Below are 13,133 nucleotides of genomic sequence, written 5' to 3'. Positions count from 1 at the left end.
AAGATGGGGCCGACGGTGACGTCACTCGGCACCCAGGTCAGGGCCCACGCATATCGGACATCACAAGGAGCGGACAGATGCCCATCGCAACCCCTGAGATCTACAACGAGATGCTGGACCGGGCGAAGGCGGACAAGTTCGCCTACCCGGCGATCAATGTCACCTCGACGCAGACGCTGCACGCCGCGCTGCGCGGCTTCGCCGACGCCGAGAGTGACGGCATCATCCAGATCTCCACGGGTGGCGCGGAGTTCCTGGGCGGGCAGTACAGCAAGGACATGGTCAGCGGCTCCGTGGCGCTGGCCGAGTTCGCCCACATCGTCGCGAAGAAGTACCCGGTCAACATCGCCCTGCACACCGACCACTGCCCCAAGGACAAGCTGGACGGCTACGTGCGTCCGCTGATCGCCATTTCCAAGGAGCGCGTGGACGCGGGGCAGAACCCGCTGTTCCAGTCCCACATGTGGGACGGTTCGGCCGAGACGCTGAAGGACAACCTGGCGATCGGCGAGGAGCTGCTGGCCGCCGCGACCGCCGCCCGGATCATCCTCGAGGTCGAGATCACGCCGACCGGTGGCGAGGAGGACGGCGTCACGCACGAGATCAACGACGAGCTGTACACGACCGTCGACGACGCGCTGCGCACCGCCGAGGCCCTGGGCCTGGGCGAGAAGGGCCGCTACCTGCTGGCCGCCTCCTTCGGCAACGTGCACGGCGTCTACAAGCCGGGCAACGTCGTGCTCCGTCCCGAGCTGCTGAAGGACCTCCAGGCGGGCGTGGCCGAGAAGTACGGCAAGCAGTCCCCGTTCGACTTCGTCTTCCACGGCGGCTCCGGCTCCACGGAGGAGGAGATCGCCACCGCGCTGGAGAACGGCGTCGTGAAGATGAACCTCGACACGGACACGCAGTACGCGTTCACGCGCCCCGTCGTGGAGCACCTGTTCCGCAACTACGACGGCGTGCTGAAGGTCGACGGCGAGGTCGGCAACAAGAAGGTCTACGACCCGCGCAGCTGGGGCAAGGCCGCCGAGAAGGGCATGGCCGAGCGCGTGCAGCTGGCCTGCGGCCACCTCCGTTCGACCGGTACGAAGCTGAAGTAACGCGGTCCGGGCCGGTCCCAGGCCCCGCCCCCGGCGGCAGCGGCACGTCGGGGCGGGGCAGACTGGGACCATGCCCATTCACGAGAACCTCCTCGGGGGTCCGCCCCCGACGCATCTGCCCGACGACCCCGGGCCGCGCGAGCTGCTCGCCGCCGGGACCGCGCCCGCCGAGGTGGCCGCGCAGTACCCGTCCTCCTCGCTGGCCTGGGCGCAGCTCGCCGACGACGCCTTCGAGGCCGGTCGTGTCGTCGAGTCGTACGCCTACGCCCGTACGGGCTACCACCGCGGGCTCGACGCCCTCCGCCGCAGCGGCTGGAAGGGCCACGGCCCGGTGCCCTTCGAGCACGAGCCGAACCGCGGTTTCCTCCGCGCCCTGCACGCGCTCGCGCGCGCGGCGAAGGAGATCGGGGAGCAGGAGGAGTACGAGCGCTGCGCCACGTTCCTGAAGGACAGCTCCCCGACGGCGGCGGAGACCCTGTCGTAGGGCGGTCGGCCCCAGGGCCGTGACCGAGGGGCCGCCACCCCCGTGAGACCGAGGGCATATGCCCATGGCCTCACAGGGGTGGCCTTGCCCCCGGCCCTCGCCTCGCTGATGATGCTTCGTGGGCCCCGTCCGTACGGCGCGGCCCAGGGGACCGGGGCTCCACCACCTCCAGGAAGGAGCGGACCGCTACCCGGAAGGCTCATGGAGGAGACAGCGATGTCCCACGTTTCCGATGCCCCCGACGACGCGGTGGAGACCCCCGCGCTCGACTTCGCCGGCACCACCCCGTACGAGGACTACGTCCAGGCGGACGTCCTCACCCATCTCCAGCACCCGCTGTCCGACGACCCGGGCGAGATGGTGTTCCTGGTGACCACGCAGGTCATGGAGTTGTGGTTCACGGTCATCGTGCACGAGTGGGAGACCGCCGCCGAGGCGCTCCGCCGGGACGACCTGCCCGTGGCGCTCGCCGCGCTGAAGCGGTCGACGTACGAGCTCCAGTCGCTGAACGCGTCCTGGGAGCCGCTCGCGCACCTCACCCCGGGGCAGTTCAACGCGTATCGCTCGGCCCTCGGGGAGGGCTCCGGCTTCCAGTCCGCGATGTACCGGCGGATGGAGTTCCTGCTCGGTGAGAAGTCGGCGTCGATGCTGGTGCCGCACCGCGGCGCGCCGCGTGTGCACGACGAGTTGGCGAAGGCGCTGCACGAACCGGGCCTGTACGACGAGGTGCTGCGCTACCTCGCGCGGCGCGGCGAGGACGTGCCGGACGACGTGCTGGCGCGCGACCTGACCCGCCGCCACGACCCGCACCCGGCCGTGGAGGCGGTGTGGGTGCGGGCGTACGCGGGCGACCCGGGCAGCGACGTCGTACGGCTCGGGGAGGCGCTGACCGAGGTGGCCGAGCTGGTGTGGCGCTGGCGCAACGACCACCTGGTGGCGACCCGCCGCGCGATGGGCAGCAAGACGGGTACGGGCGGCTCGGCGGGGGTGGCCTGGCTGGAGAAGCGGGCCACGAAGAACGTGTTCCCCGAGCTGTGGACGGCGCGCAGCCATGTCTGAGACCCCGCAGCCCCACGACCCCCCGCAGCCCCACGGGACCCCCGTGCCCCCGCGCCCCCACGAGCCCCCCGCCCCGCCCGTGGACCCGCCGGTCGGCACCCCCGCCGACCTCGTCGCCGAGGCCGCCGCGCTGGACGCCGCCGACGGACTCGCCGCCAAGCGCGGCGAGTTCGCCGTCGACGACGGCACCGTCTACCTCGACGGCAACTCCCTCGGCGCCCTCCCCCGCGCCGTCGCCGCCCGCCTCGCGGACGTCGTGACCCGCGAGTGGGGCGAGCTGCGCATCCGCTCCTGGTCCGAGTCCGACTGGTGGACCGCGCCGGAACGGGTCGGGGACCGGATCGCGCCGCTCGTCGGCGCCGCGCCGGGCCAGTTGGTGGTCGGGGACTCGACCAGCGTCAACGTGTTCAAGGCGGTCGTCGCCGCCGTACGGATGGCGCGCGAGGACGCGCCCGGACGGCACGAGGTGCTGGTCGACGAGGCGACGTTCCCCACCGACGGCTACCTCGCGGCGTCCGCCGCCCGGCTCACCGGCGCCACGCTCCGCCCGCTGCCCGCGGCGGAGCTGGCGGAGGCGTTCGGCCCGTACACGGCGGTCGCCCTCGTCAACCACGTCGACTACCGCACGGGCCAGCTGGGCGACCTGTCCGGCATCACCGCGTCCGCCCACCGCGCGGGCGCCCGCGTCGTCTGGGACCTGTGCCACAGCGCGGGTGCGCTCCCCGTCGAACTCGACGCGGAGCGGGTGGACTTCGCGGTCGGCTGCACGTACAAGTACCTCAACGGCGGCCCCGGCTCCCCCGCGTACCTGCACGTGCGCCGCGACCTCCAGGACCGCTTCGACTCCCCGCTGCCCGGCTGGAACTCGCACGCCGAGCCCTTCGCGATGTCCCCCGGCTACGTGCCCGCCGACGGCGCCGCGCGCGGCCGCGTCGGCACCCCGGAGATCCTGTCGCTGCTCGCGCTGGAGGAGGCGCTGACGGTGTGGGACGGCGTCGACCTCGCGGACGTACGCGCCAAGAGCCTCGCGCTGACGGACTTCTTCCTGCGCTGCGTCGGCGCGTACGTGCGCGGCGGCCGCGTCCACAGCCTCACCCCGGCGCTCCGGCGGCGGCGCGGCAGCCAGGTCTCGCTGCGCTGCGCCGACGCGGAGGGCGTGATGGCCGCGCTGGCGCAGCGCGGTGTGGTCGGGGACTTCCGGCCGCCCGACGTGCTGCGCTTCGGCTTCACCCCGCTCTACACTTCGTTCGCGGACGCGGAGCGCGCCGCGCGTGCGCTGGGGGAGGTCGTCGGTTGAACGACGCGGGGGAACAGGACGCGCTGCTCGGGCTCGCGCCGGTGGCGCCGGACCGTACGGAGCGGTACGGACCGCATCCGTCGCAGGTCGTGGACGTGTACGGGGCGGCGGGCGGCGGCCCGCGGATCACCGTGCTGCACGGCGGTTTCTGGCGGGAGAAGTTCGACCGTACCCATCTGTCGCCGCTGGCCGCCGGGTTGGCCGCGAACGGGTACGTGGTGGAGCTGGTCGAGTACCGCCGTACGGGTGGTGGCGGCGGCTGGCCGCCGACCGCGGAGGACGTGGACGCGGCGCTGACGCACCTCGGTGAGCCGCCGCACGTGCTGCTCGGGCACTCGGCGGGCGGCCACCTCGCGCTGTGGGCGGCCGCCGCGCGGGAACGGGCCGCGCGGACCCGCGTCCTCGCGGTGTCACCCGTCGCGGACCTGGCCCGCGCGCACGAACTGCGCCTCGGTGACGGCGCGGTGGCGGACTTCCTGGAGCACACGGCCCCCGGCTGGTCGGACCGGCTGTACGCCGCCGACCCCATGAAGCAGATGCCGCGCGTGCCGGTGGAGATCCTGCACGGCACGGGGGACCGGACCGTCCCGGTCGAACTGTCCCGCCGCTACGCGAACGACTGGGGTGCGCGGCTGCATCTCCTGGCGTGCGGTCACTACGCGCCGATGACGCCGCACACCCCCGCGTTCGGGGTGCTGCTGGACTCGCTGCGCTGACCCGCGCGCGGGAGCGGCCGGGGCCCAGCCGTACGCCCCGGGACGGCGTGCCGGTCGGGTGACCCCTCCGTGGTCACCCGGCCGGTGCGCCCGACCGGGGGCCGGTCGGCCCGCTCCCTGGGGGCGGGCCCACCGGCGTTCAGGCGAGCAGACGCTTCCAGTCCCGCTCACCGAGCGCGTCCGTGGGGACACCCTCGCGAGTCGCGCCCTTCAGCGTACTGACTGCTTTGGAGACTTCCCCGTTATCTCCGGCTCGAACGTGCGGAGTGAGAAGCGGCCAGATGTCCGAGCCGAGATAGCCCGTCTCGTCCGTCGTACGGTGGTGCGACGCGGCGCACGTGTGCTGCTTCACACCGTTCCGTTCGGCGAGCGTGGCGACCGCCCGGCGGGTGGCCGGGCCGAACAGGCCGTCCACCGGCAGGCGTTCGAAGCCCTTGGCGCGCAGCAGGTGCTGCGCCGCGCGCACCCGGTGCCCGGAGTCGCCCGGCCGCAGCAGCGGCCACAGGGCGGGGTGCGCGGACGGTACGCCGAGGGCGAGGCCGACCGCGTCGCGCAGCTCCTGGAGCCGCCCGTACAGCACGTCGCCGGGGCACTCCGTGGAGTTGAAGTCCCGGTGGCCCTGGATGTTCGCGGGCGCCGTGCCGTACTGCGCGGCGATCCAGCCGACCAGCCCGACGAGGGAGGTCCACAGCGCGGCGGGCACGTCGACCTGCGTGTACAGGCCCTCGTTCTCGATGCCGATGACCTCGCTGTTGTGGTCCCCGACGTTGGCGCCCTGCACGTGCTGGACACCGCCGCGTACGACGTCGAGGCTCTTGTGCCGCCCCTCCAGTACGAAGCCGCCGCGGCTGTTGGTGAACTGCTGGCCGGTGTCGGACCAGCCGTTGCCGTCCATGTGGAAGTTCTGGATGTCGCGGCAGATCTGCTTGGCGTGCGCCAGCGAGTAGTCCGTGCTGTTGCCCGGCTCCGCCGTGTGGTGCACCACGATGTACGTCGGCTTCCGGTCGAGGACGACGATGTCGTCGCTCGGCGGTCGCGCGTTCCACTCGGCGGTGGTGTAGATCCGCGGCTCGGCGGCGGCGCGTGCGCCCCGCCGCGCGCTCGTCGCGCTGGACAGCCGGTCCGCGTACGCCGTGGGGGTTGCGTGCGCGGTGCCCGTGCTGCCCAGCGCGAGCGCGCCGACGGCCGCCGTCGCGCCCAGACCGCCGCGCAGCACCGCGCGCCGGTCGAACGCGGACGGGAGCGGCCGTGGCGACCGGGCGCCCGGCTGTTCGGCCGGGCCGTGTGCGTGGTCTCTGTCGTTCCTGTTGGCTGCCATGTCGTGCTCTCCTTCGGCAGTGGGGGGAGCGGGCGCCCGTGGGGGTGCGCCCGTGGTGCCGGGAAAGCCCGTCCGGTGGGACGGGGTCGGTGCGGGGCACCGGGGTCGTGTGCGGCGTCGAGCGGGACGCCGCGTGGGGCGCCGGGCGGCGACCGCCGTGTGGGGGCGGCGACGCCGGACGGCGCCGGGCCGTACGGTGACGGGCTGTTCTGCCACGGCCGTACGGCGACGGGCCGGTCGGTTACGGCACGCAGGGAAGTTGCACGCCTCGTTCGGACATATAGGCCAACGGGTCGTCCCCGAAACCGAATCCGCCGTCGAGATGCACCTCGAAGTGCAGATGCGGTCCGGTCGACTGGCCCTCGTTGCCCATCGAGGCGATCTTCTGCCCGCCGGTCACGGTGTCCCCGACGGCGACGAAACGCTCGTACATGTGCCCGTACTCGGTCACGGACCCGTCGTCGTGCCGGATCCGGACCCACTGGCCGTAGCCGCTGGCCGGGCCGGACTCGGTGACGGTGCCGGGGCCGGCCGCGAAGATCGGCGTGCCCAGGGCGTTGGCGAGGTCGACGCCGTCATGGCTGTCGCTGTAGCCCTGGCTGATCCGGGCGTCGGTCGGGCAGGAGCCCTGGTACGCGGCGGTGGGCGCGGCCGTGGCGGGTGCCGCGGCGGCGGTCGCGACGAGTGCGCCGCCGGCGGCGGCGAGGGCGAGGAGACGAAGCGTGCGGCCCGTGGTGTGGGGGGTGCGGGTCATCCGGCTTCCTTCCGTTTGCCGTTCGGTGGTGCGTCGGAAGTACGCGGGAAGCGCGCGCGGCCCGGGGACACGTGGTCCGCGGTGTGACGCGCGTAGCTGCCGAGCGCGTACCCAGTAAGGCACCGCGTGACCGGCGCAACAACCCCACGACGCCAACCCGCACCGTTTTCTCGCGCCCGTGAAGGAAACGGCCGTGGCGATTGCCGCAGGGGGCCGCGAAACGGACCCGGCTTTCCCTGGTCCGACCAGTGAAACGGGCCGTACGGCGGCGGCGACGCGTACGGCCGGGCACGCGAACGGCCGGGCCCGCGCCCCGTGGTGGGGAGCGGACCCGGCCGTTCGCGTGCCGGTGAGGCGCCGGGTCACCCGGTCACAGGAAGGAGTTGACCTCGATCGTCTCGTCCCGGCCCGGCCCCACGCCGATCGCCGAGATGGGGGCGCCCGACATCTCCTCCAGCGCCTTCACGTACGCCTGCGCGTTCTTCGGCAGGTCACCGAGGGTCTTCGCGCCGCTGATGTCCTCGGTCCAGCCCGGCAGGTACTCGTAGACCGGCTTCGCGTGGTGGAAGTCGCTCTGGCTGTACGGCAGTTCCTCGACGCGTCGGCCGTCCACCTCGTACGCGACGCAGACCGGGATGCTCTCCCAGCCGGTGAGCACGTCGAGCTTCGTGAGGAAGAAGTCGGTGAGCCCGTTGACGCGCGTCGCGTAGCGCGCGATCACCGCGTCGAACCAGCCGCAGCGCCGGTCGCGCCCGGTCGTCACGCCCCGCTCGCCGCCGATGCGGCGCAGCGCCTCGCCGTCCGCGTCGAGCAGTTCGGTCGGGAACGGGCCCGCGCCGACACGCGTGGTGTACGCCTTGAGGATGCCGATGACCCGGCTGATCTTCGTCGGCCCGACCCCCGACCCCGTACAGGCGCCGCCCGCCGTCGGGTTGGAGGAGGTGACGAAGGGGTACGTGCCGTGGTCGACGTCCAGCAGGGTGCCCTGCCCGCCCTCGAAGAGGACGACCTTGCCCGCGTCCACCGCGTCGTTCAGGACGAGCGTGGTGTCGACGACGTAGCCGCGCAACTGGTCGGCGTAGCCGAGGAGTTCCTCGACGACCTGCTCGGTGGCGATGGCGCGGCGGTTGTAGAGCTTCGCCAGCATCTGGTTCTTGTGGTCGAGCGCCGCCTCGACCTTCTGGAAGAGGATCGACTCGTCGAAGAGGTCCTGGACCCGGACGCCCACGCGGTTGATCTTGTCGGCGTACGTCGGCCCGATGCCGCGCCCCGTGGTGCCGATCTTCCGCTTGCCGAGGAAGCGTTCCGCCACCTTGTCGAGGGTCTCGTGGTACGACGTGATCAGGTGCGCGTTACCGCTGAGCAGCAGCTTGGAGGTGTCCACGCCACGGGCTTCGAGTCCGCTCAGCTCGGAGAGCAGGACCGCCGGGTCGACGACGACGCCGTTGCCGATCACCGGGGTGCAGCCCGGCGAGAGGATGCCGGAGGGCAGCAGGTGCAGCGCGTACGTCTCGTCGCCGACGACGACGGTGTGACCGGCGTTGTTGCCGCCCTGGTAGCGCACCACGTAGTCGACCGAGCCGCCGAGCAGGTCGGTGGCCTTTCCCTTGCCCTCGTCACCCCACTGAGCACCGAGCAGCACAAGTGCGGGCACAGGCGTACACCCCTTCCGGGCGGGGCATGTCCCACGTGCGTGGCGCTTTCGCCATCGCGAGAGCCGTGAACCGGTGCCCCAGATAGATCAAGCCCCTGACGCAACAGCGGCAGGGGCTCTTGCACCGAGAGATTACCGGAACTGTTTCCCGGGGTGCGAACAGGAGAACCCCGGCCCGCCACGCGGCGGGTGCGCGGCTCCGGCTCGGTCCGGCGGTCCGTGCGCGCGGTCCGTGTGCGCGGAGCGCCCGAGAGAGGAACAAGGTGACGGCTCCAAACCTGCTGGTGGTCATCGACCCGGGGGCGCGGCTGACGGACCCCGAGTCCGTACGGATCGCCCGGGACGTGCTGTGCGCGGGAGCCCCGGGCACCAAGGTGTGCCTGCCGGAACGCCCCGAGGAGGTGGCCCGCGCGCTCGCGCGTCGCGGCAGCAGGTGCCCGGTGGTGGTGGGCGACGACCGCGCGCTGCTGCGTGCGGTCCGCCTCCTGCACCGCGACCGTGACCTGGCCGCCTGCGCGCTGGCGATGGTCCCGGTGGGACCGCCCGCGGGGATCGCGCTGGCCGCCGCGCTGGGCGTGCCGACGACGGCCGTCGCCGCCTCGCGCGCGGTGCTGCACGGGACGGAGCACCCGCTGGACCTGCTCGTCGACGACAGCGGCGGGGTGGTGCTCGGCACCCTCCGGGTGCCGCCCGCGCCCGGCCCGTACGAGGGCGCGCGCGGCTCGCCGGACGGCGGACGGGACGGCGACGGGGCGTGCGGCGACGGCGCGCGCGGGTGCGTGCCCCCGGGCGGGACGGGCGGCGCGGGTGGGGCGTACGGCGGTGGCGAGGCGTACGGGACGGGTGCGGCGTACGGCGGTGGCGCGGGCGGCGCCGCGGGCGCGGGTGCCGGGGCGGACGCGGCGAAGTGGGCGCGGGCGCAGCCGCTCCGCGGCTACCGCTCGCTGGCGCGGACCCTGGCCCGGCCGCTGCCGCTGCTCGCGTCGCTCGTCGGACCGGGCGCGCGCGAGGGCGACGAGGGCCACGAGGGCGACGGAGGCGCGGGCGGTGACTGGGGCCCGCAGCGCCTCCGGGTGGAGGCCGACGGGACGCTCCTCGCGGACCTGGACCGGCCGGTGGCGCAGGTGTCGTTGGCGCCGGGCAGCGACGGCCTGGCGGAGGTCGTCGTACGGCGGCGGGCGTCGGACACGCCGGTACGGGCGCGCGCGCACACCGTCACCGTCTCCGGGCCGGACTTCCGCTACCGCGCGGACGCGCTGGTGGGCGGCCCGGTCCGGGTCCGCACCTGGCGGGCGCTGGCGGGCGCGTGGCGGCTGACGCTCCCGGCGGCCCCGGCGCCGTAGCGGGCGTGCGGGGCGGGGCGGGGCGTACGGCGCGGGCGGGTGCCGGGGCGGGGCGTACGGCGTGCGGGCGTACGAGGTGCCGGTGCGCGCCCGGCGTACGGCCCGGTCAGTCGCGGGCGCGGGGCGGCTCCGCGCCGCCGGGCCCGCCGCCGGTGGCGTCGCGCTGCGCGCGCCACCGTTCGAGCAGGCCGCCGAGTTCGCCCTTGAGGTAGTCGAAGAACTCGGTGGTCTCCCGTACGCGCCGCCCCGCCTCGGTGTCCGGCCCCAGCGCCTCGCTGCCCGACCGCAGCGTCGCCGTCCAACGGTCCAGGAACGCGTCGCGGTTGGTGAACGTCTCGTACCAGATGTCCTGGTGCAGCCGGTAGCGCTCGCGCCGTGAGCCCGGCTCGCGCTCGCGGCTGATCATGTGCACCTGCGAGAGGTAGCGGACGGCGCCGGAGACGGCGGCCGGGCTGCACCGGAGCCGTTCGGACAGTTCGGCGGAGCTGAGCGCGCCCTGTTCGGAGGCGAGCAGACAGGCGAAGACGCGGGCGGCCATGCGCTGCATGCCCGCCTCGGTCAGGTCCGCGGCGAAGCGTTCGACGAAGGGGGAGACGCGCGCGTCGTAGTCCTCCGGTCGGCGCTCCGGGTGGTGCTGCGCGGTCATCGTTCCAGCATCTCCCCAGTTCACGCGTACACGGACGATCCTAACGCTTCCTTAACTTCACAAATTTCTGAAGTAAGCGTAGCTTCGGAGCCATGACGAAGGCCACCACCGCCCTCTCGGTATCCGGACTGACCAAGTCCTTCGGCCGCACCCGCGCCCTCGACGGACTCGACCTGAGCGTCGCCACCGGCGAGGTGCACGGCTTCCTCGGCCCCAACGGGGCCGGGAAGTCCACCACCCTGCGCGTCCTGCTCGGACTCCTGCGCGCCGACTCCGGCACGGCCACGCTCCTCGGCGGCGACCCGTGGCACGACGCGGTCGCGCTCCACCGCCGCCTCGCGTACGTACCCGGCGACGTCGAACTCTGGCCCAACCTCACCGGCGGCGAGGCCATCGACCTGCTCGCCCGGCTGCGCGGCGGCCTCGACCGCCGACGCCGCGCCGAACTCCTCGAACGCTTCGACCTCGACCCCACCAAGAAGGGCCGCACCTACTCCAAGGGCAACCGGCAGAAGGTCGCCATCGTCGCCGCCCTCGCCTCCGACGCCGAACTCCTGCTCCTCGACGAGCCCACCGCCGGACTCGACCCGCTCATGGAGGTCGTCTTCCAGGACGTGATCCAGCAGGCCAAGGACGCGGGCCGGACCGTCCTGCTGTCCAGCCACATCCTGGCCCAGGTGGAGAAGCTCTGCGACCGCGTCAGCATCGTGCGGCTCGGCCGCGTCGTGCAGTCCGGGACGCTCGGCGAACTGCGCCACCTGACGCGTACGACCGTCGAGGCCGAGACCGACCGGCCCGTCACCGGGCTGGAGGAGATCGACGGCGTGCACCACGTACGCCGTACGGACGGGCGCGTGCACTTCGCCGTCGACGGCCCGCAGCTGGACCGCGCGCTGCGGCTTCTCCTCGACAGCGGCGTCCGCGGCCTCGTCAGCCACCCGCCGACGCTGGAGGAGCTGATGCTCCGGCACTACGGCGACGTGCTCGACGCCGGAGGCGTGACCGTGGATGACGGTGACGTCGTCGGCGGTACCGGCACCACCCCCGCCTCCGGGACCCCGCGATGAGCGCCGCGACCGCCGCCGCCCCGCGCCCCGCGCCCGCGTCCGGGCGGCAGGCGCGGCGCGGCGGGCACCCGCTGGCGGGCACGTACCCGCTGCTCCGGTTCGCCCTGCGGCGCGACCGCGTACGGCTCCCCGTGTGGATCGGCGCCCTGACGCTCACCACCGTGGGCACCCTGTCCAGCTTCACCACGCAGTACCCGGACGCCGCCGACCGGCGGGCCGCCGCCGGGACGATGGACAGCCCCGCCGGACTCGCCATGACCGGCCCCGGCCACTACCTGGACGACTACGGCCACGGCGCCATGATGGGCCACCAGATGCTCGGCTTCGTCCTCGTCATGGTCGGCCTGATGAGCGTGCTGACGGTCACCCGCCACACCCGCACCGAGGAGGAGACCGGCCGCGCCGAACTCGTACGCGCCGCCGCCGTCGGCCGCCACGCCCAGCTGACCGCCGCCCTCTGCGCCGCCGCCCTCGCGAACGCGGCGCTGGGCCTTCTCCTCGCCGTCGGCCTCGGCGCGTCCGGCGCGGAGGGCGTGACGTGGGGCGGCTCGCTGCTGTACGGCGCCGCGCACACCGCCGTCGGCCTCGTCTTCGCGGCGGTCGCCGGGATCACCGCGCAGGTCAGCCAGTTCTCGCGGGGCGCGTCGGGGATGGCGCTCGCCGCGATCGGCGCCGCGTACGCGCTGCGCGCCGCGGGCGACGTCGGGAACGCCACCCTGAGCTGGCTGTCCCCGATCGGCTGGGCCCAACGCACGTACGTCTACGTCGACGACCGCTGGTGGCCCCTCCTGCCCGCCCTCGCGCTGGCCGCCGCCGCGACCGCCGTCGCGTACCGGCTCAGCACCCGCCGCGACGTCGGCGCCGGCCTCCGCGCGACCCGCCCCGGCCGCCCCGCGGCGTCGCGCGCGCTCACCCACCCGCTGGGCTTCGCCGTACGGCTGCACCGCGGCACCGCCACCGGCTTCGGCGCCGGGCTGCTGCTCCTCGGCATGATGTACGGGTCGATCCTCGGCGACGCGGCGGACATGGTCGAGGACATCCCCGAACTCCGGGACGCCCTGCGGGAGATCGGCGGCGCGAGCGTCACCGAGTCGTTCGCGTCGACCGTGATGATCGTGCTCGCGGTCGTCGCCGCCGTGTACGTGGTGATGGCGGCGCTGCGCCCGCAGAGCGAGGAGACGTCGGGGCGCGCGGAACCCCTGCTGGCCACCGGCCTGTCCCGGACCCGCTGGGCGGGCACGCACCTGGCCGTCGCCATGGCGGGCGGCACGGCGCTGCTCGCCCTGTCCGGCCTCGGCTTCGGCGCGGCGGGCGCGGCGGCCACCGGCGACGGCGGCCTCTTCCTGGACCTGCTGCTCGCGCCGCTCGCGTACGCCCCCGCGCTGTGGGTGACCGTCGGCGTCACGGCCGTGCTGTTCGGCTGGCTGCCGCGGGCGACGGCGGCGGCGTGGGCGCTGCCGGTGTACGCGTTCGTCGTCGGCTACCTCGGCACCGTCCTCGGCTTCCCCGACTGGACGGGCGACCTCTCCCCGTTCGGGTACGTGCCGCGGCTCCCCGCCGAGGAGATGCGCTGGACGCCGGTGGTCGCCCTGACCGCGCTGGCGGCGGCGCTGGTGGCGTTCGGCCTGGCGGGCTTCCGCCGCCGGGACCTGGACACGAAGTAGCGGGCGGGGGCCCGGGGCGGAGGCGCGGGGT

12 protein-coding genes are annotated in these 13,133 nt (G+C 74.0%); 8 read left to right on the top strand and 4 right to left on the bottom strand.

Features of this window, described 5'->3' with window-relative positions; all coding sequences use genetic code 11:
• The first annotated feature begins 59 nt into the window (after window positions 1–59).
• The 5 genes from fbaA (at window position 60) to D7M15_RS13410 (ending at window position 4,656) form a co-directional block, all read left to right on the top strand.
• Complete coding sequence (fbaA, locus tag D7M15_RS13430) at window positions 60–1,100, top strand: class II fructose-bisphosphate aldolase (RefSeq protein WP_276314488.1); 1,041 nt, start codon at window positions 60–62, stop codon at window positions 1,098–1,100.
• Between the two features lie 70 nt (window positions 1,101–1,170).
• Window positions 1,171–1,584 (top strand): DUF3151 domain-containing protein, encoded by a 414-nt coding sequence (locus D7M15_RS13425; protein WP_121517722.1) that lies wholly within the window; start codon window positions 1,171–1,173, stop codon window positions 1,582–1,584.
• Between the two features lie 216 nt (window positions 1,585–1,800).
• Window positions 1,801–2,643 (top strand): tryptophan 2,3-dioxygenase family protein, encoded by an 843-nt coding sequence (locus D7M15_RS13420; protein ID WP_121517721.1) that lies wholly within the window; start codon window positions 1,801–1,803, stop codon window positions 2,641–2,643.
• Window positions 2,636–3,940 carry a kynureninase gene (kynU, locus tag D7M15_RS13415; protein ID WP_121517720.1) on the top strand — a complete coding sequence of 435 codons (1,305 nt, stop codon included), beginning with the start codon at window positions 2,636–2,638 and terminating at the stop codon, window positions 3,938–3,940. The genes D7M15_RS13420 and kynU overlap by 8 nt, the downstream gene beginning before the upstream one ends.
• Window positions 3,937–4,656 carry an alpha/beta hydrolase gene (locus tag D7M15_RS13410; RefSeq protein WP_121517719.1) on the top strand — a complete coding sequence of 240 codons (720 nt, stop codon included), beginning with the start codon at window positions 3,937–3,939 and terminating at the stop codon, window positions 4,654–4,656. The genes kynU and D7M15_RS13410 overlap by 4 nt, the downstream gene beginning before the upstream one ends.
• A gap of 139 nt (window positions 4,657–4,795) precedes the next feature.
• Here the strand turns inward: D7M15_RS13410 and D7M15_RS13405 are convergent, their stop codons facing one another.
• The 3 genes from D7M15_RS13405 to D7M15_RS13395 all read right to left on the bottom strand — a co-directional run bounded on the left by D7M15_RS13405 (window position 4,796) and on the right by D7M15_RS13395 (window position 8,382).
• Window positions 4,796–5,974 carry an N-acetylmuramoyl-L-alanine amidase gene (locus D7M15_RS13405; RefSeq protein ID WP_121517718.1) on the bottom strand — a complete coding sequence of 393 codons (1,179 nt, stop codon included), beginning with the start codon at window positions 5,972–5,974 and terminating at the stop codon, window positions 4,796–4,798.
• A 241-nt stretch (window positions 5,975–6,215) separates the two neighbouring features.
• Window positions 6,216–6,728 carry a M23 family metallopeptidase gene (locus tag D7M15_RS13400; protein WP_121517717.1) on the bottom strand — a complete coding sequence of 171 codons (513 nt, stop codon included), beginning with the start codon at window positions 6,726–6,728 and terminating at the stop codon, window positions 6,216–6,218.
• Between the two features lie 370 nt (window positions 6,729–7,098).
• Window positions 7,099–8,382, bottom strand: coding sequence for an adenylosuccinate synthase (locus tag D7M15_RS13395; protein WP_121517716.1), 1,284 nt, complete (start codon window positions 8,380–8,382; stop codon window positions 7,099–7,101).
• A gap of 263 nt (window positions 8,383–8,645) precedes the next feature.
• Here D7M15_RS13395 and D7M15_RS13390 point away from each other — a divergent pair, with 263 nt between their 5' ends.
• Window positions 8,646–9,725: a diacylglycerol kinase gene (locus D7M15_RS13390; protein WP_121517715.1), complete on the top strand. Its 1,080-nt coding sequence runs from the start codon at window positions 8,646–8,648 to the stop codon at window positions 9,723–9,725.
• Window positions 9,726–9,831: 106 nt separating this feature from the next.
• On the opposite strand, the gene D7M15_RS13385 is transcribed toward D7M15_RS13390, so the two are convergent.
• Window positions 9,832–10,371, bottom strand: coding sequence for a MarR family transcriptional regulator (locus D7M15_RS13385; RefSeq protein WP_121517714.1), 540 nt, complete (start codon window positions 10,369–10,371; stop codon window positions 9,832–9,834).
• A gap of 92 nt (window positions 10,372–10,463) precedes the next feature.
• Between D7M15_RS13385 and D7M15_RS13380 the strand changes: the two genes are divergently transcribed.
• Both D7M15_RS13380 and D7M15_RS13375 read left to right on the top strand, forming a co-directional pair.
• Window positions 10,464–11,438, top strand: a complete 975-nt coding sequence (locus tag D7M15_RS13380) for an ABC transporter ATP-binding protein (protein ID WP_121517713.1) — start codon at window positions 10,464–10,466, stop codon at window positions 11,436–11,438.
• Window positions 11,435–13,102: an ABC transporter permease gene (locus D7M15_RS13375; RefSeq protein WP_121517712.1), complete on the top strand. Its 1,668-nt coding sequence runs from the start codon at window positions 11,435–11,437 to the stop codon at window positions 13,100–13,102. Before D7M15_RS13380 ends, D7M15_RS13375 begins: the two co-directional genes overlap by 4 nt.
• Window positions 13,103–13,133 lie beyond the last annotated feature (31 nt).

Source organism: Streptomyces sp. Z26 (genome assembly GCF_003665095.1).
Taxonomy (GTDB): Bacteria; Actinomycetota; Actinomycetes; order Streptomycetales; family Streptomycetaceae; genus Streptomyces; species Streptomyces phytohabitans.
Note: the sequence above shows the minus strand (reverse complement) of the source record. Positions and strands in the feature narration are given on the sequence as shown.

Bases quoted from the DNA above. Each gene is read 5' to 3' on its own strand.
- D7M15_RS13425 (WP_121517722.1), top strand. From the start codon at position 1,171: ATGCCCATTCACGAGAACCTCCTCGGGGGTCCGCCCCCGACGCATCTG.
- D7M15_RS13420 (WP_121517721.1), top strand. From the start codon at position 1,801: ATGTCCCACGTTTCCGATGCCCCCGACGACGCGGTGGAGACCCCCGCG.
- kynU (WP_121517720.1), top strand. From the start codon at position 2,636: ATGTCTGAGACCCCGCAGCCCCACGACCCCCCGCAGCCCCACGGGACC.
- D7M15_RS13405 (WP_121517718.1), bottom strand. From the start codon at position 5,974: ATGGCAGCCAACAGGAACGACAGAGACCACGCACACGGCCCGGCCGAA.
- D7M15_RS13400 (WP_121517717.1), bottom strand. From the start codon at position 6,728: ATGACCCGCACCCCCCACACCACGGGCCGCACGCTTCGTCTCCTCGCC.
- D7M15_RS13385 (WP_121517714.1), bottom strand. From the start codon at position 10,371: ATGACCGCGCAGCACCACCCGGAGCGCCGACCGGAGGACTACGACGCG.
- D7M15_RS13380 (WP_121517713.1), top strand. From the start codon at position 10,464: ATGACGAAGGCCACCACCGCCCTCTCGGTATCCGGACTGACCAAGTCC.
- D7M15_RS13375 (WP_121517712.1), top strand. From the start codon at position 11,435: ATGAGCGCCGCGACCGCCGCCGCCCCGCGCCCCGCGCCCGCGTCCGGG.